The sequence below is a fragment of the Marinobacter sp. THAF197a genome (genome assembly GCF_009363275.1).
In the GTDB taxonomy this organism is placed as follows: Bacteria; Pseudomonadota; Gammaproteobacteria; order Pseudomonadales; family Oleiphilaceae; genus Marinobacter.
Map to the genome: position 1 here is coordinate 4234328 of NZ_CP045324.1, position 14913 is coordinate 4249240.

A 14913-nucleotide genomic window follows, 5' to 3' on the forward strand; every position below is an offset into this window, starting at 1 on the left:
CCAATCTGGTGGTGAAACTCAAAATAAAAAACCGCGTCCCGGTGAATAACCGGCCTTGCCCTTGCGGGTGTGGCTGGTTATCCACCTGCGGATGCGGTTCACGGTCAGGCCAGTCCGGGCCCTGACACAAACCCTGCTTAGCGCAGGTGCTTGCGCAGTTTCTGGATGGTGCGCAGCTGAGCGGCGGCTTCTGCCAGCTCGGCGGCAGCACGGGAGTACTCGAACTCGCCTGTCTTGTTCGCCAGTGCCTTCTCGGCTTGCTTCTGGGCTTCCAGGGCTGCCGCTTCGTCCACATCCTTGGCACGAACTGCGGTATCAGCCATCAGGGTCACCAGGTTCGGCTGCACTTCCAGATAACCACCGGAAACGTACAGAATCTCCTCGGTGCCACCCTGCTTGATGATCCGCACTGAGCCGGGCTTGAGCTCGGTCAGCAGCGGAGCATGGCCAAGCTGGATGCCTAGCTCACCCTCGGTTCCGGTGGCGATCAGCATCTCCACCAGGCCCGAGTAGATTTTTTCTTCGGCACTTACGACGTCACAATGTACGGTCATAGCCATTTCTTACGCCTCTTGGGTCAGAAAGGGAAGAAGGTAATTTACTTGCCTTCTTTCGCTTTCATTGCCTTAGCCTTCTCGATTGCCTCTTCGATGCCACCGCACATGTAGAAGGCCTGCTCCGGCATGTCGTCGTAGTCACCGTTCAGGATGCCTTCGAAGCTGGCGATGGTTTCCTTCAGAGACACGTACTTACCCGGGGAACCGGTAAATACTTCCGCTACGTGGAACGGCTGAGACAGGAAGCGCTCGATCTTACGGGCACGGGCTACGGTCAGCTTGTCTTCTTCAGACAGCTCGTCCATACCCAGGATCGCGATGATGTCTTTCAGTTCCTTGTAACGCTGCAGAACGTTCTGAACACCACGGGCAACGTTGTAGTGCTGCTCGCCGATCACCAGCGGGTCCAGCTGACGGGAGGTGGAGTCGAGCGGATCGATCGCCGGGTAGATACCCTTGGAGGCGATGTCACGGCTCAGTACCACGGTCGCGTCAAGGTGCGAGAAGGTGGTGGCCGGAGACGGGTCAGTCAAGTCATCCGCCGGTACGTAGACCGCCTGGATAGAGGTGATAGAACCGTTCTTGGTAGAGGTGATCCGCTCCTGCAGCTGACCCATCTCTTCCGCCAGAGTCGGCTGGTAACCTACCGCTGAAGGCATACGGCCCAGCAGTGCAGATACTTCGGTACCGGCCAGGGTGTAACGGTAGATGTTGTCAACGAACAACAGAACGTCACGGCCTTCGTCACGGAACTTCTCGGCCATGGTGAGACCGGTCAGGGCCACACGCAGACGGTTTCCTGGGGGCTCGTTCATCTGGCCGTAAACCATGGCAACCTTATCGAGAACGTTAGACTCCTTCATTTCGTAGTAGAAGTCGTTACCCTCACGGGTACGCTCACCAACACCGGCGAATACGGAGAGACCGGAGTGCTCTTTCGCGATGTTGTTGATCAGTTCCATCATGTTTACGGTTTTGCCTACACCGGCACCACCGAACAGGCCAACCTTACCACCCTTGGCGAACGGGCAGATCAGGTCGATAACCTTGATCCCGGTTTCCAGCAGGTCAGCAGACGCTGCCTGGTCGGCGTAGCCCGGTGCTTTGCGGTGGATAGCCCAACGCTCTTCTTCACCGATGTCGCCCTGCTCGTCGATCGGACGGCCCAGTACGTCCATGATGCGGCCCAGAGTCTGGGTGCCCACGGGTACTGAAATCGGCTTGCCGGTATTCTCAGCTTTCAGGCCACGCTTGAGGCCTTCGGTGCTGCCCATTGCGATGGTACGAACAATGCCGTCACCCAGCTGCTGCTGGACTTCCAGAGTTGTTTCGCCACCTTCAAGCAGCAGTGCGTCATAAACGCTTGGCACGGAGTCACGTGGGAATTCCACGTCGATAACCGCGCCAATGATCTGAACGATGTGTCCGCTACTCATGCTCGGTTCCTCGTTATCTAGTAGTCAATAAAACCAGTAGGTTTGTGAGCGTTATCAAACAGATGCCGCGCCGCTCACAATCTCCGAAATCTCTTGGGTGATAGCTGCCTGGCGGGCCTTGTTATAGGCCAGCTGAAGCTCATCGATGATGCCACCGGCGTTGTCTGTCGCGCTCTTCATGGCAATCATCCGGGCAGCCTGTTCACAGGCCAGATTCTCTACCACACCCTGATACACCTGGGATTCGATATAACGTGGCAGTAGCCCGTCAAGAATCGGACGTGAATCCGGCTCATAGAGATAATCCCACTGGTGACCTACATCTTCGTCATCACCTTCCGGCAATGGCAGCAGCTGCAGCGAATGCGGGCTCTGAGTCATGGTGTTCACAAACTCATTGCTCACAAGGTACAGGCGATCAATCTTGCCCTGCTCGAAACCATCAAGCATTACCTTGACGCTACCAATCAGCTCACTTGCAGACGGGTTGTCACCCATGTGGGTAACCGCCGCTACAACGTTGCCACCGTAGTTACGGAAGAAAGACGCGCCTTTTTGCCCAATGGCGCAGATGTCGGTCTCAACACCCTTTTGTTTCCATTCACGCATTTCGCGAACGAGCAGTTTGAAAACATTGGTGTTCAAACCACCACACAGGCCACGGTCGGAGGACACTACAATGTAGCCTACCCGCTTGACCTCACGCTCCTGCATGAACGGATGACGGTAATCCTTGTTGGACTTGGCAATGTGTCCGATTACCTGCAGCATCTTTTCGGCGTATGGGCGAGTGGCCTGCATACGGTCCTGAGCTTTACGCATTTTACTCGCCGCCACCATTTCCATGGCGGAAGTGATCTTCTGCGTGCTCTTGATGCTTCCAATCTGGTTACGTATTTCTTTTCCGACGGCCATAAGTCACTGCCTTTTCAAGTTAGACACTCAAAGGGACCAGCAGGCCCGCACAATGGCGGGCCCAGTGGATTTACCAGCTCTGAGTGGTCTTGAATTTCTCCAGAGCAGCTTTCAGGCCAGCGGTGATGTCGTCGTTGAAGTTGCCCTCGGGGCCGATCTTGTCGAGAAGCTCTTTCTGCTCGGAACGCATCCAGTCCAGCAGCTGTGCTTCAAACTTCACAACTTTGTTTACATCAACATCGTCCAGGAAGCCTTCGTTTGCTGCGAACAGTACAGTGCCCATTTCCGCAACGGTCATCGGGCTGTACTGGTTCTGCTTCATCAGCTCGGTAACGCGCTGACCGTGCTCCAGCTGACGACGGGTTGCTTCGTCAAGATCAGAAGCGAACTGGGCGAATGCCGCCAGTTCCCGATACTGGGCCAGGGCCAGACGGATGTTACCGCCGAGCTTCTTCATGATCTTGGTCTGGGCTGCACCACCTACCCGGGATACGGAGATACCGGCGTTCATGGCCGGACGGATACCGGAGTTGAACAGGTTGGTTTCCAGGAAGATCTGACCATCGGTGATGGAGATCACGTTGGTCGGTACGAACGCAGAAACGTCACCGGCCTGGGTTTCGATGATCGGCAGCGCGGTCAGGGAGCCGGTCTTGCCTTTCACTTCACCGTTGGTGAACTGCTCAACGTAGTCAGCGTTAACGCGGGAAGCGCGCTCCAGCAGACGGGAGTGCAGGTAGAAAACGTCACCCGGGAATGCTTCACGTCCTGGCGGACGACGCAGCAGCAGGGAGATCTGACGGTAAGCCACAGCCTGCTTGGACAGGTCGTCGTATACGATCAGAGCGTCTTCACCGCGGTCACGGAAGAATTCACCCATGGAGGTACCGGAGTACGGAGCCAGGAACTGCATGGCGGCAGGATCAGCGGCACCGGCGGCAACCACGATGGTGTGGTCCATGGCGCCGTGCTCTTCCAGCTTGCGCACAACCGCGGCAATGGAAGACTGCTTCTGGCCGACGGCAACGTAGATACACTTGATGCCGGTGTTCTTCTGGTTGATGATCGCGTCAATCGCCACAGCGGTCTTACCGATCTGACGGTCACCGATGATCAGCTCACGCTGGCCACGACCGATGGGAACCATGGTGTCGATAGCTTTGAGACCGGTCTGAACCGGCTCGTCAACGGACTGACGGGCGATAACGCCAGGTGCAACCTTCTCAACCGGAGAGGTCAGGCTGTTGCCCAGCTCGCCTTTACCGTCGATCGGGTTACCCAGGGAGTCAACCACACGGCCCAGCAGTTCGTTACCAACCGGCACTTCCAGGATACGGCCGGTACAACGAACTTTCTGACCTTCGGCCAGACCTTCGAAGTCGCCCAGTACCACTGCACCAACAGAGTCACGCTCCAGGTTCAGAGCCATGCCGTAGGTGCCGTTGGCAAATTCAATCATCTCGCCGTACATAACGTCGGCCAGACCGTGGATCAATACGATGCCGTCAGATACTGACAGGATCGTACCTTCGTTCTTTGCTTCCGAAGAGATGTCGAGTTTCTCGATTCTCTTCTTGATGATGTCACTGATCTCGGATGGATTCAGTTGCTGCATGCCTTTGTCCTCAAACCTTGTGCTGAAATCAGGAGCCCAGAGCCTTGGCCATTCTGGCCAGCTTGCCACGGACTGAAGCGTCGATAACCAGGTCGCCTGTACGTACTACAACGCCGCCGATCAGGGACTGATCCACCGCGGTTTCAAGCTCAACCTTGCGCTCCAGCTTTTCGGACAGTGCTTTGATCAACGTCTGCTGTTCGTCGGCAGACAGTTCGAACGCTGTGTTCACCGCCAGTTTGACGGTGCGCTCGAGATCCGCGCGATACAGACTGAACAGCGTAGCAACTTCCGGCAACAGCGCCAGACGCTTGTTTTCAGCAAGAATCAACAGGAAATTTCTGAGTGCTTCAGGCAGGGGCTCTTCGAAACAATCGGCGAAGAGTTCCGCCTTGCGTTGCTCAGACAGGCCGGGATTGGCCAGGATGTTCGCTACCTCTTGGTCAGCCGCGACCAGACCTGCAAAAGCCAGTGCCTGATCCCACTGATCAACGGCATTCTGTTCTTTAGCGGCATCGAATACGGCTTTCGCGTAGGGTCGGGCTAACGTAGTCAGTTGTGCCATGATGACCCTCGTTTAGAGTTCTGCGGCCAGCTTGTCCAGCATCTCGCTGTGAGCTTTGGCATCTACAGAGGTTTCCAGGATCTTCTCAGCACCGGCAATGGCAAGTATCGCCACTTCTTTGCGCAGTGCGTCGCGAGCCTGAACACGCTCCTGTTGAATTTCGGCCCTGGCCTGCTCAATAAGCTTTTCGCCTTCTTTGCGGGCATCGTCTTTGGACGCTTCCACAATCTGGGCGGCACGCTTGTTGGCCTGGTCAATCAGGGCTGCAGCTTCCTGTTTTGCTTTTTGCAATTCTTTGGAGGCTTTTTCCTGCGCGAGTTCCAGATCGAGGGAAGCCCGATCTGCGGCAGAAAGGCCGTCGGCGATTTTCTTCTGGCGCGCTTCCATGGCAGCCGTAATGGGCGGCCACACATATTTGACGCAGAACCAGACGAAAATAGCGAAGGCAATCGCTTGCCCTATCAACGTAAGGTTTATATTCACGGCAATATACCTCTTGCTATTCGTTGCGTCCTGGTTTCCGGAAAACCGGGCGCGTCCTCAACTCAAGTGAGCAGCGCCCTGGCTTCTCGGGTGTAATTAACCAGCTACAACGAAGATCAGGTACATCGCGATACCAACACCGATCATCGGAACAGCGTCAAGCAGACCAGCCATGATGAAGGTCTTGGTTTGCAGCTGCGGAGCCATTTCAGGCTGACGAGCAGAAGACTCGAGCAGTTTGCCGCCCAGCAGAGCGAAGCCAATACCGGTGGCCAGAGCGCCAGAACCCAGGATGATAGCAGCTGCGATGAATACGATTTCCATTTAAAACTCCTTAGCTTTCAGTTTATTAAAGGTTAATTAGGGATTTCACAATCCAGGTTTTACGAAACTTCTTCTGTACTGTCCGTTAATGATCTTCGTGTGCCTGGCTCAGATAAACCACCGCCAGCGTTGTGAAGATAAAGGCCTGCAGCGTGACCACCAGAATGTGGAAGATCGCCCAGGGCACGTTCAGCGTCCACTGCACCCAGAACGGCAGAATCGCGATAAGAATGAACACTACCTCACCGGCGTACATGTTACCAAACAGACGCAGTGCAAGGCTCAGCGGCTTGGTCAGCAGGCCCAGGATTTCCAGTACCAGGTTAAAGGGTACCAGCGCCCAATGGTTGAACGGTGTGAAGGACAATTCCTTGGCGAAGCCGCCAGCACCTTTTACCTTGATGCTGTAGAAGATGATCAGCAGGAACACACCGATGGAGATACCGAAGGTACCATTGGGATCGGTGGTCGGTACAATCTTGAAGTATTCAAGACCCAGCGCGTGGGCGATCTGGGGAATAAAGTCCACCGGGATCAGCTTCAGGCTGTTCATCAGGAAGATCCAGACAAACATGGTCAGGGCCAGCGGCGCGATGACCGGGTTCCTGCCGTGGAAGCCATCACGAACGATGGTCTGAACAAATTCGACGGTCATTTCGACCACATTCTGCAGCCCGGAGGGCACGCCGCTGGTGGCCCGCTTGGCAACCATACGGAAGATGGTCAGGAACAGGATGCCCATAAAAATGGACCAGCCCAGGGTGTCCACGTGGAACGCCATGAAGCCCATGTCGGTTGCTTCGGCCGAGGTACGCGCGAACGTCCAGGAAGCCTCCTGCAACACGGTGACATCGTTGGTGTAGGGGTCGACCCTCTCATAACCGGCGGGGAGCTTGCCGTAAGTGAGGTTCTGAAGGTGGTGTTGTATATATTCTACTGGGGTATCAGCTGCCATACTGCTCTCACGTCCAGTCTATAGCTGTCTTTGCGGTTGAATCAGGAAGCGCAGCACGCCACTGAGAACAACCATTACAGCAAAAGTGAATAACAGAGCCGGTACATGTACTGGCTCCATCAAGATGAAAACTGCCGCAAAACCCACTGCGGTAAGGGCGAGCTTGATGCCTTCTGCCCTGAACATATTGCCCACCATCAGGCGCGCGTGTCGGGCGCCTTGGTACCGGTACATCCGGTGAGCAAAATACGCGTTTGGTATGACAAAAATAAGACCGCCGATAAACGCGGAATACCCGGCCAAACGACTTTCAAACAACCACAACAGACTGATAGTGACCAGAGCCGCCATCTCGATAACCAGCCACTTCAGGAGCGGCAAACGCATGATGGCTTTCTTCGAACGTGTCATGTCACCAGCTGTCATTCCAAGCGCGCGGAATTATATGTGTTAACCGATAGCTGTTCAACACAACTCGGCGGAAAAATTGGCCAAGTTTTAACCAGATCGATTCAAGATTTGATAGCAGATAACACAAGTTGTGTTCTGCAACCTCCGGAGCAACCACATGTGGTGTTTAATGCGAAAAGCGGGACTTTAGGATGATTTTTCCCGATTATTCGGCTGACTTAGCGGATATGGCCCAGAATACCATCCAGCTCATCCAGTGAACTGTATTCGATCACCACTTTGCCCTTACCCCGTTTGCCATGGTTGATCGCTACCCGGGCACCAAGGCGATCGGAAAGATCATCCTGCAGGGCGCGAATATTCGGGTCCAGGCCTTTGCTTGGGGTGTTTTCGGCCTGCGGTTTTTCCTGTTGAATCCGGCGCACCAGGGCTTCGGTCTGGCGTACTGACAGTGACTTGGCCACCACCTGTCGGGCCACCTGCATCTGCTGTTCTGGCGGCAGGGTGAGCATGGCGCGACCATGGCCCATTTCCAGGTCACCGTGTTCCAGCATGGTGCGGACATCTTCGGTAAGGCCAATCAGGCGCAGCAGGTTGGTGATGGTGGTGCGGGATTTACCCACCGCTTCTGCCACCTGGGCCTGGGTCAGGCCAAATTCTTCCTGCAGGCGTTGCAGGGCGAAGGCTTCTTCGATCGGATTGAGATTTTCCCGTTGGATATTCTCGATCAGCGCCATGGCAATGGCGGCTTCGTCGGGGACATCGCGGATAATGGCGGGAATGCGGTCCAGTTCGGCGATCTGGGTGGCGCGCCAACGGCGTTCACCGGCAATCAGTTCATAGCGGCCTTCAGCGATGGGGCGAACCACCACCGGCTGCATCACACCCTGTTGGCGAATGGAATCAGCCAGTTCCTGCAGGGCGGCCGGGTCCATGTCACGGCGGGGCTGATAACGCCCGCGCTGGATCAGATCCACGGGAATGTCCCGCAGCTCGCCATCGTGATTGCTGGTTTCCTGGTTCAGGTTAACCTTGGAACCCTGAAGCAGTGCCCCCAAACCCCGTTCGCCCAAACCTCGTTTCTTCGCCGCCATGGTGGTTGTCATTCTTCCTGTTGAAATGGTGGATGCATGGTCGCCTGACGGCGAACTATGTTACACCGCAACCGCGGCGGATGTCTTTTTCGATCCGTGCCGGCGCACCATCTCTCCGGCCAGGGCCAGATAGGCAATGGCGCCTTTGGAGGCCCGGTCGTAGGCCAGCGCCGGCATACCGTAACTCGGCGCTTCGGCCAGGCGCACGTTGCGGGGAATCACCGCCCGGTAGACCTTGTCACCAAAATACTCGTTAAGCTGACCGGAGACATCCAGGGTCAGGCTGTTGCGCGGGTCGTACATGGTGCGCAGGATGCCTTCCACCTCAAGATTCGGGTTCACCGTTTCCTTGATCTGCTCCACGGTGTTCATCAACGCAGCCAGGCCTTCCAGTGCGTAGTATTCGCATTGCATGGGGATGAGCACCGAATCCGACGCCGACAGGGCATTGACGGTCAGCAGGTTCAGGGACGGCGGGCAATCAATGAGGATGTAATCGTAATTCTCGCGAACGGTGTTAAGAGTCAGGCGCAGCCGGTGCTCCCGACCGATTTCGTTCATCAGTTCCACTTCCGCCGCGGTCAGGTCGCCGTTGGCGGGCAGTATGTCAAAACCGGAGGCCTCAGCCCTGACAATCACTTCGGCAGCGCTGGCACGTTTGGTGAGCACGTCGTAACCGGACAACTGCAGGCTATTCTTGTCGACACCGCTGCCCATGGTGGCGTTACCCTGGGGGTCCATATCCACCAGCAGCACCCGGCGTTTGGTGGCGGCAAGAGACGCGGCAAGATTGACGCAGGTGGTGGTTTTGCCCACACCGCCTTTCTGATTGGTCACAGCAATCACGCGCGCCATGCTTTGCCTCCTGCTCTTGGGGTTAGCGGGTTTACTCAGCCCGGGTGACGATCAGCAAGTGCCTCTCGCCATCTGCACCGGGCACCTTCAGGGAATGGCTGGATTCTACCTGCCAGCCGGCCGGAAGGGCAGCTACTTCATCATCCGGATACTGGCCTTTCATGGCAAGGAACTCACCCTCACTCGCAAGCAACGGGCCACACCAGGTCACCAGGTTCTCCAGGGCGGTAAAGGCCCGGCTGCTGATCTGGGTGAATGGCTGATCCGGCTGGCAGTCTTCCGCCCGGCCATGAATTACCTCAACGTTGCCTAGCCCCAGTTCAAGCACACACTGGTTCAGGAACCGGGTTTTCTTGCCATTGCTGTCAAGCAGGGTAAAGCGTTTTTCCGGGAACACAATGGCCAGGGGGATACCCGGCAGACCGCCACCAGCGCCAACATCCAGCAAATGGTCGGTGGTCACCCAGGGCAGGATACTCAGGCTGTCGAGCAACTGCCGCGACACCATCACCCGCTCATCCCGCACGGCGGTGAGGTTGTAGGCCTTGTTCCATTTGTTCAGCAGAGCCAGAAAAGCCAGCAACTGTTGCTGCTGGCCTTCGCTGAGAGACAGATTCATCGCCGCCAGCCCATCGCTCAGCTGGCGTGGCCATTGTGGATAAGTCATCTCAGGCGCTCTGCTTTCTGAGCAGGTCCCGCTTTTTCAGGTGCACCAGAATCTGGCTCACCGCGGCCGGCGTGACACCCTGGATGCGTGAGGCCTGAGCCACGGTTTCCGGCCGTACGGTTTGCAGCTTCTGTTTGATCTCGTTCGACAAGCCCCCAATCACCTCATAGTCCAGGTCTACCGGCAGTGCGGTGTTCTCATTCCGGCGCAGGCGCTCGATTTCATCAGCCTGGCGGGAGATGTAGCCTTCGTACTTGATCTCGATTTCCACCTGCTCGGCCACAGTCGGGTCGTCGGCCTGTTCGGCACCGATCTCGGCAATGTGCTGGTAGGCGATTTCGGGGCGGCGCAGCAGCTCGGCCAGGGACTGGTCCCGGGTCATCGGCTGTTTCAGGTAACCGTTGGCCCGCTCACCGGCGTCGGTGTTCGGGTGAATGCGGGTGCTTTCCAGCCGGCTGCGCTCTTTGGCGATGCCTTCGCACTTGTCGCTGAACTTCTGCCAGCGTTCGTCATCCACCAGGCCCAGCTTGCGGCCGGTTTCGGTCAGGCGCAGGTCAGCGTTGTCTTCCCGCAGGATCAGCCGATATTCGGCACGGCTGGTGAACATGCGGTAGGGCTCGCTGGTCCCCATGGTGATCAGGTCGTCCACCAGTACGCCCAGGTAGGCTTCATCCCGACGCGGATACCATTCGGCTTTTTCCTGAGCCCGCAAGGCGGCGTTGATGCCCGCCAGCAAGCCCTGGGCGCCAGCTTCTTCATAGCCGGTGGTGCCGTTGATCTGGCCGGCAAAGTACAGGCCCTGGATGAACTTGGTTTCCAGGGTGTGGCGCAGGTCCTGGGGGTTCAGGTAATCGTATTCGATGGCGTAACCCGGGCGCAGGATGTGGGCGTTTTCAAAACCGGGAATGGAGCGCACAGCCTTGAGCTGGATATCGAACGGCAGGCTGGTGGAAATGCCGTTCGGGTACAGTTCGTTGGTGGTCAGGCCCTCGGGCTCGACGAAAATCTGGTGCGAATCCTTGTCGGAAAAGCGGTTGACCTTGTCCTCGATGGACGGGCAATAGCGCGGGCCCACGCCCTCGATGTTCCCGGCGAACATGGGCGAGCGGTCAAAACCACTGCGGATGATGTCGTGGGTTTCTTCGGTGGTGCGGGTGACGTAGCAACAGATCTGCTCGGGATGCTCGTCACGGCTGCCGATAAAGGACATCACCGGTGTCGGGTCGTCGCCCCACTGCTGCTGCATCGCCGAAAAATCCACGGTTCGGGCATCAATGCGCGGCGGCGTACCGGTTTTCAGCCGGCCAACGTTGAACGGCAGTTCCCGCAGGCGCTTGGCCAGGGCATTGGCCGGCGCATCACCGGCGCGACCGCCGGCATGGTGCTGCATACCGATGTGGATAACGCCGCCCAGGAAGGTACCGGTGGTCAGCACCACGGTTTTGGCGTTGAAGCGGATGCCGGTCTGGGTAACCACACCCACCACCTGATCGTTTTCCACAATCAGGTCGTCTGCTGCCTGCTGGAACAGGGTCAGGTTGGGCTGGTTTTCCAGAGTATGGCGAATGGCTGCCTTGTACAGAATCCGGTCAGCCTGGGCGCGGGTGGCACGCACTGCAGGGCCCTTACGGCTGTTCAGTACCCGGAACTGGATACCCGCCTGATCGGTAGCCCGGGCCATGGCGCCGCCCAAGGCGTCGATTTCCTTCACCAGGTGGCTCTTGCCGATACCCCCGATGGCGGGGTTACAGGACATCTGCCCCAGAGTCTCAATGTTGTGGGTCAGCAGCAGGGTTTGCGAACCCATGCGCGCGGCTGCCAGGGCGGCTTCAGTACCGGCATGGCCACCACCAATGACAATGACATCGAAACGGGTCGGAAACTCCACACTACACCTCGGAAATCGGGCTATAAAAATGGGTATAAAAACAGGGCGGCGAGTATAACGCCTCGCCGGCGAAATTGCAGTCTGAATGTGCAAATTTTAACCAGATATCGCCCCTGCGAAAAGCATCCCGGCGGCGGGTGCCCGGAAATCCGGTGGATAAACCCGGGGCTCAGGCTAGGTAAAAACCGAAATTTTTTGCTTTTCAGTCAGTTGTCAGCAGCTTCTCAGAAAAGTTTTCAAGAAAGTTATCCACATCCTTGATCACTTTTTCAACGCCTGAAATTCATCATAACTACTTGTTTTTAAATGCAATGAAAAGTTTTATTCGGAGCTTATCCGTAGGTTTTCCCATTAATTATCCACAGATTTTTCGGCCCGGCGCCGCAACCCCAGCACACTCATCCACACCAGGGCGTTAAGCAGTGACAACATCAGGAAAAACCCGGGGATTCCCAGCTCCAGCACACCCAGAACCACAATGCCTGCCAGGGCACTGCACACCATGAACAGCGAGTTGATCACGTTCAGGGCGGCAATGATGCGCGCCCGCTTGTGATCCGGGGTTTCATGCTGGATAAAGGCATACAGCGGCACTATGAACAGCCCGCCACAGATGCCGATCCCCACCAGATCCAGCAATACCCGGATATACACAGGCTCGGTGATCAGGCTGAGCCAGGTAGAGGGGCTGGGGTCTGCGGGTACCGCGAAGAAGAGGTCGATGCCCAGCAGCGTCAGGCCCAGCGCCCCCCAGGGTACCGGCGACAGGGTTATCCGGTGTTTGGTCAGCCGCTCACACAGCATTGAGCCGATGGAAATACCCACGATAAACATCGCCAGCAACAGGGTGACCACGGTTTCATCCCCGGCCAGCCAGGTTTTGGCGAAGTTGGGGAACTGGGTCAGGTAGGCGGCACCCAGAAACCAGAACCAGGAGATGGCCAGAATCGCCCACAGTACCTGGCGCCGTTCCGCCGCCACCGACATCAGCCGCCAGGTTTCCAGCAACGGCCGGAACCGCACCCGTACCCCCGGAGATTCATCCCGGGTATTGGGTACTTGCCGGGCGGCCAGATAGCCCAGCACCGCCATCACCACCACACCAACCGCGGTCACCCTGGCGGCCTGTTCCGCCCCCATGATCAGGCCCGCAGCAATGGTACCCAGCAAGATCGCGACAAAGGTGCCCATGCTGACCAGGCCATTGCCGCCGACCAGCTCGTCGTCGGTCAGCACCCTGGGCAGAATCGAATACTTGACCGGACCGAAGAAGGTGGACTGCACCCCCATCAGGAACAACAACACCAGTAGCAGCTCGTACCAGCCAAACCAGAGCCCCGTGGCCGCCACCAGCATGATGCCGATTTCCGCCGCTTTGACATTACGGATGATCACGGCCTTTTCATAGCGGTCAGCCATCTGGCCGGCGATACCGGAAAACAGGAAGAACGGCAGGATGAACAGGAACGCGGCGATGTTGACCACCACATTCACCGACAATCCCATCAGACCACCGGCCTGAAAGGTAATCAGAAGCAACAGGGCGTTTTTGTAGAGGTTGTCGTTGAAGGCGCCGGAGAACTGGGTCAGGTAGAACGGCAAAAACCGCCGTTGGCCCAATAACCGGAACTGACTGTGTTGACTCATAGACTGTTGTTTCCTGGTGCGAATAACTGCCGTTGTCTGATATTTCAGCACCCTTATGGTGCGAACCGTGACAAACCCCGGAGCACTTGTGCCTCTTAAAGCCAGGCCAAGCCTCGTTTTTCTCAAACCAGATACCAATGGCACGGAAATGGCTTTAGCTTTTCCCAGTGACCTCATCAACGGCCAGGACGGCTACGCCATAGCAGTATAGGGCTCCTGACCATGAAAAGCGTGTTAAGCCTTGCAGACCATCGCGGCAAGGTAGCTGGCAAATGTGCCAGATTTATAAAGCATCATGATTTCCAGTCTGTGTATCAACCCATTCTCAGCCCGACCCACCAGAAACTGGTGGGTTACGAGGCGCTGGTGCGGGTTCATCGGGATAACCGGCCGATTGCCCCGCCTGAATTGTTTGAGCAGGCGTCTATTCAGGGCGTCACCACCGGTGTCGACCAGCACCTGCTCAAACTGCACCTGACCAACTTCGGCCTGAAACACGAACCGGTCTGGCTGTTTATCAACATCAACCCGGACACCTTGCTGCACCATGCGGGTTATCTTGGCCAGCTAGCGGACCATTGCCACAGCGCCGGGGTTTCCCCGGAGAGGATCGTGCTGGAGCTGGTGGAAACCGCCACACGCGACACCAATGCCCTGCTGGAGTTCATTCAGGAAGCCAAAGATTTCGGTTTTCAGATTGCCATCGACGACTTCGGCATGGGCGATTCCAACTTTGAGCGGCTGTGGCGTATCAATCCACTGATCGTAAAAATTGATCGCAGTCTGTTAGCCAATGCGGAAACACACCAGCGTGCCCGGGTATTGCTGCACAGCCTGGTCAGAATGATCCGAGAAAGCGGCAGCCTGGTATTGTTGGAGGGTATCGAGAGCGAGAACCAGGCACGGATTGCGCTGGATACTGAAGCGGATCTTTTGTAGGGGTTTCTGTTTGCCCGGCCCAAACACAGTACCCGGGAATGCACGGTCAATGCCGAAAACGCCCTGCAGCAGGTGATGTCCCGGTCCCAGCAGTGGAGCCTGAGGGATTATCACAGCCAGGAAACCTACCTGAAACTGCTCCGCTTTGAAATCATGGATGTCTGCCATCAAATCGCCCGGGGCGAGCCCTTTGAACGCGTGTGCAGAAACCTGCTGCTCATGGAAGGCGTCAAACGCTGTTTCATTCTGGACAGCCATGGCGTCCAGCAGGGCCGGCTGGCGCAGGTGGATATGGTCAGTGGCGACCGCTTCAACCCGCTTTACTACTCGGCGGGCGCCCGCTGGAGCCACCGGGAATACTTCCGGAATGCCCTGGAAAGGCCGCAACAAATCAACAGTTGCCGCCCTTACGTTGCGCTTCCGGATGCACGGCGAACCGTCACGTTATCCACAGGCCTTGCCGGTTCGACGGGCCAGCACATTTTCTGTATTGATATCCACCCGGACGAGGTTCTGGATGGACATCTGGTGTTCCCGACAGTGCTGTAACCGCCAGCGGTCT

Annotated in this window: 16 protein-coding genes; 2 read left to right on the plus strand and 14 right to left on the minus strand. The window is 56.9% G+C overall.

All coding sequences use genetic code 11. From position 1 onward, the window contains the following. Positions 1-137 precede the first annotated feature (137 nt). The 14 genes from FIV08_RS19520 to FIV08_RS19585 all read right to left on the minus strand — a co-directional run bounded on the left by FIV08_RS19520 (position 138) and on the right by FIV08_RS19585 (position 13412). Positions 138-560, minus strand: coding sequence for a F0F1 ATP synthase subunit epsilon (locus FIV08_RS19520; RefSeq protein ID WP_152439533.1), 423 nt, complete (start codon positions 558-560; stop codon positions 138-140). A gap of 38 nt (positions 561-598) precedes the next feature. Further along, positions 599-1993 (minus strand): F0F1 ATP synthase subunit beta, encoded by a 1395-nt coding sequence (gene atpD / locus FIV08_RS19525; RefSeq protein ID WP_058090901.1) that lies wholly within the window; start codon positions 1991-1993, stop codon positions 599-601. A 54-nt stretch (positions 1994-2047) separates the two neighbouring features. After that, the gene (atpG, locus tag FIV08_RS19530; protein WP_152439534.1) at positions 2048-2908 is read right to left on the minus strand and encodes a F0F1 ATP synthase subunit gamma; all 861 of its coding nucleotides are present in this window, start codon (positions 2906-2908) and stop codon (positions 2048-2050) included. Positions 2909-2978: 70 nt separating this feature from the next. Further along, a complete protein-coding gene (atpA, locus tag FIV08_RS19535; protein WP_058090903.1) occupies positions 2979-4523 on the minus strand; it encodes a F0F1 ATP synthase subunit alpha in 1545 nt (514 codons plus the stop codon). 28 nt (positions 4524-4551) lie between these two features. Continuing rightward, positions 4552-5088 carry a F0F1 ATP synthase subunit delta gene (locus tag FIV08_RS19540; RefSeq protein ID WP_152439535.1) on the minus strand — a complete coding sequence of 179 codons (537 nt, stop codon included), beginning with the start codon at positions 5086-5088 and terminating at the stop codon, positions 4552-4554. A gap of 12 nt (positions 5089-5100) precedes the next feature. Then, positions 5101-5571 carry a F0F1 ATP synthase subunit B gene (locus tag FIV08_RS19545; RefSeq protein ID WP_152439536.1) on the minus strand — a complete coding sequence of 157 codons (471 nt, stop codon included), beginning with the start codon at positions 5569-5571 and terminating at the stop codon, positions 5101-5103. Positions 5572-5667: 96 nt separating this feature from the next. Next, positions 5668-5895 carry a F0F1 ATP synthase subunit C gene (gene atpE / locus FIV08_RS19550; RefSeq protein WP_058090906.1) on the minus strand — a complete coding sequence of 76 codons (228 nt, stop codon included), beginning with the start codon at positions 5893-5895 and terminating at the stop codon, positions 5668-5670. Between the two features lie 85 nt (positions 5896-5980). Then, a complete protein-coding gene (atpB, locus tag FIV08_RS19555) occupies positions 5981-6850 on the minus strand; it encodes a F0F1 ATP synthase subunit A (protein ID WP_061333190.1) in 870 nt (289 codons plus the stop codon). Positions 6851-6868: 18 nt separating this feature from the next. After that, positions 6869-7276, minus strand: a complete 408-nt coding sequence (locus FIV08_RS19560; RefSeq protein WP_082780615.1) for an ATP synthase subunit I — start codon at positions 7274-7276, stop codon at positions 6869-6871. Between the two features lie 203 nt (positions 7277-7479). Next, positions 7480-8355 (minus strand): ParB/RepB/Spo0J family partition protein, encoded by an 876-nt coding sequence (locus tag FIV08_RS19565; RefSeq protein ID WP_058090954.1) that lies wholly within the window; start codon positions 8353-8355, stop codon positions 7480-7482. Between the two features lie 60 nt (positions 8356-8415). Then, positions 8416-9210, minus strand: coding sequence for a ParA family protein (locus tag FIV08_RS19570; protein WP_058090909.1), 795 nt, complete (start codon positions 9208-9210; stop codon positions 8416-8418). A gap of 31 nt (positions 9211-9241) precedes the next feature. Beyond that, entirely contained in the window at positions 9242-9877 is a 636-nt protein-coding gene (rsmG, locus tag FIV08_RS19575) for a 16S rRNA (guanine(527)-N(7))-methyltransferase RsmG (protein WP_152439537.1), read from the minus strand. 1 nt (position 9878) lies between these two features. Continuing rightward, positions 9879-11765 carry a tRNA uridine-5-carboxymethylaminomethyl(34) synthesis enzyme MnmG gene (mnmG, locus tag FIV08_RS19580; protein WP_152439538.1) on the minus strand — a complete coding sequence of 629 codons (1887 nt, stop codon included), beginning with the start codon at positions 11763-11765 and terminating at the stop codon, positions 9879-9881. Positions 11766-12116: 351 nt separating this feature from the next. Then, positions 12117-13412 carry an MFS transporter gene (locus FIV08_RS19585; RefSeq protein WP_152439539.1) on the minus strand — a complete coding sequence of 432 codons (1296 nt, stop codon included), beginning with the start codon at positions 13410-13412 and terminating at the stop codon, positions 12117-12119. A gap of 222 nt (positions 13413-13634) precedes the next feature. Between FIV08_RS19585 and FIV08_RS19870 the strand changes: the two genes are divergently transcribed. Both FIV08_RS19870 and FIV08_RS19875 read left to right on the plus strand, forming a co-directional pair. Then, positions 13635-14351, plus strand: coding sequence for an EAL domain-containing protein (locus FIV08_RS19870; protein ID WP_228715457.1), 717 nt, complete (start codon positions 13635-13637; stop codon positions 14349-14351). Between the two features lie 75 nt (positions 14352-14426). Further along, entirely contained in the window at positions 14427-14900 is a 474-nt protein-coding gene (locus FIV08_RS19875; protein WP_228715458.1) for a hypothetical protein, read from the plus strand. The last annotated feature ends 13 nt before the right edge of the window (positions 14901-14913 follow it).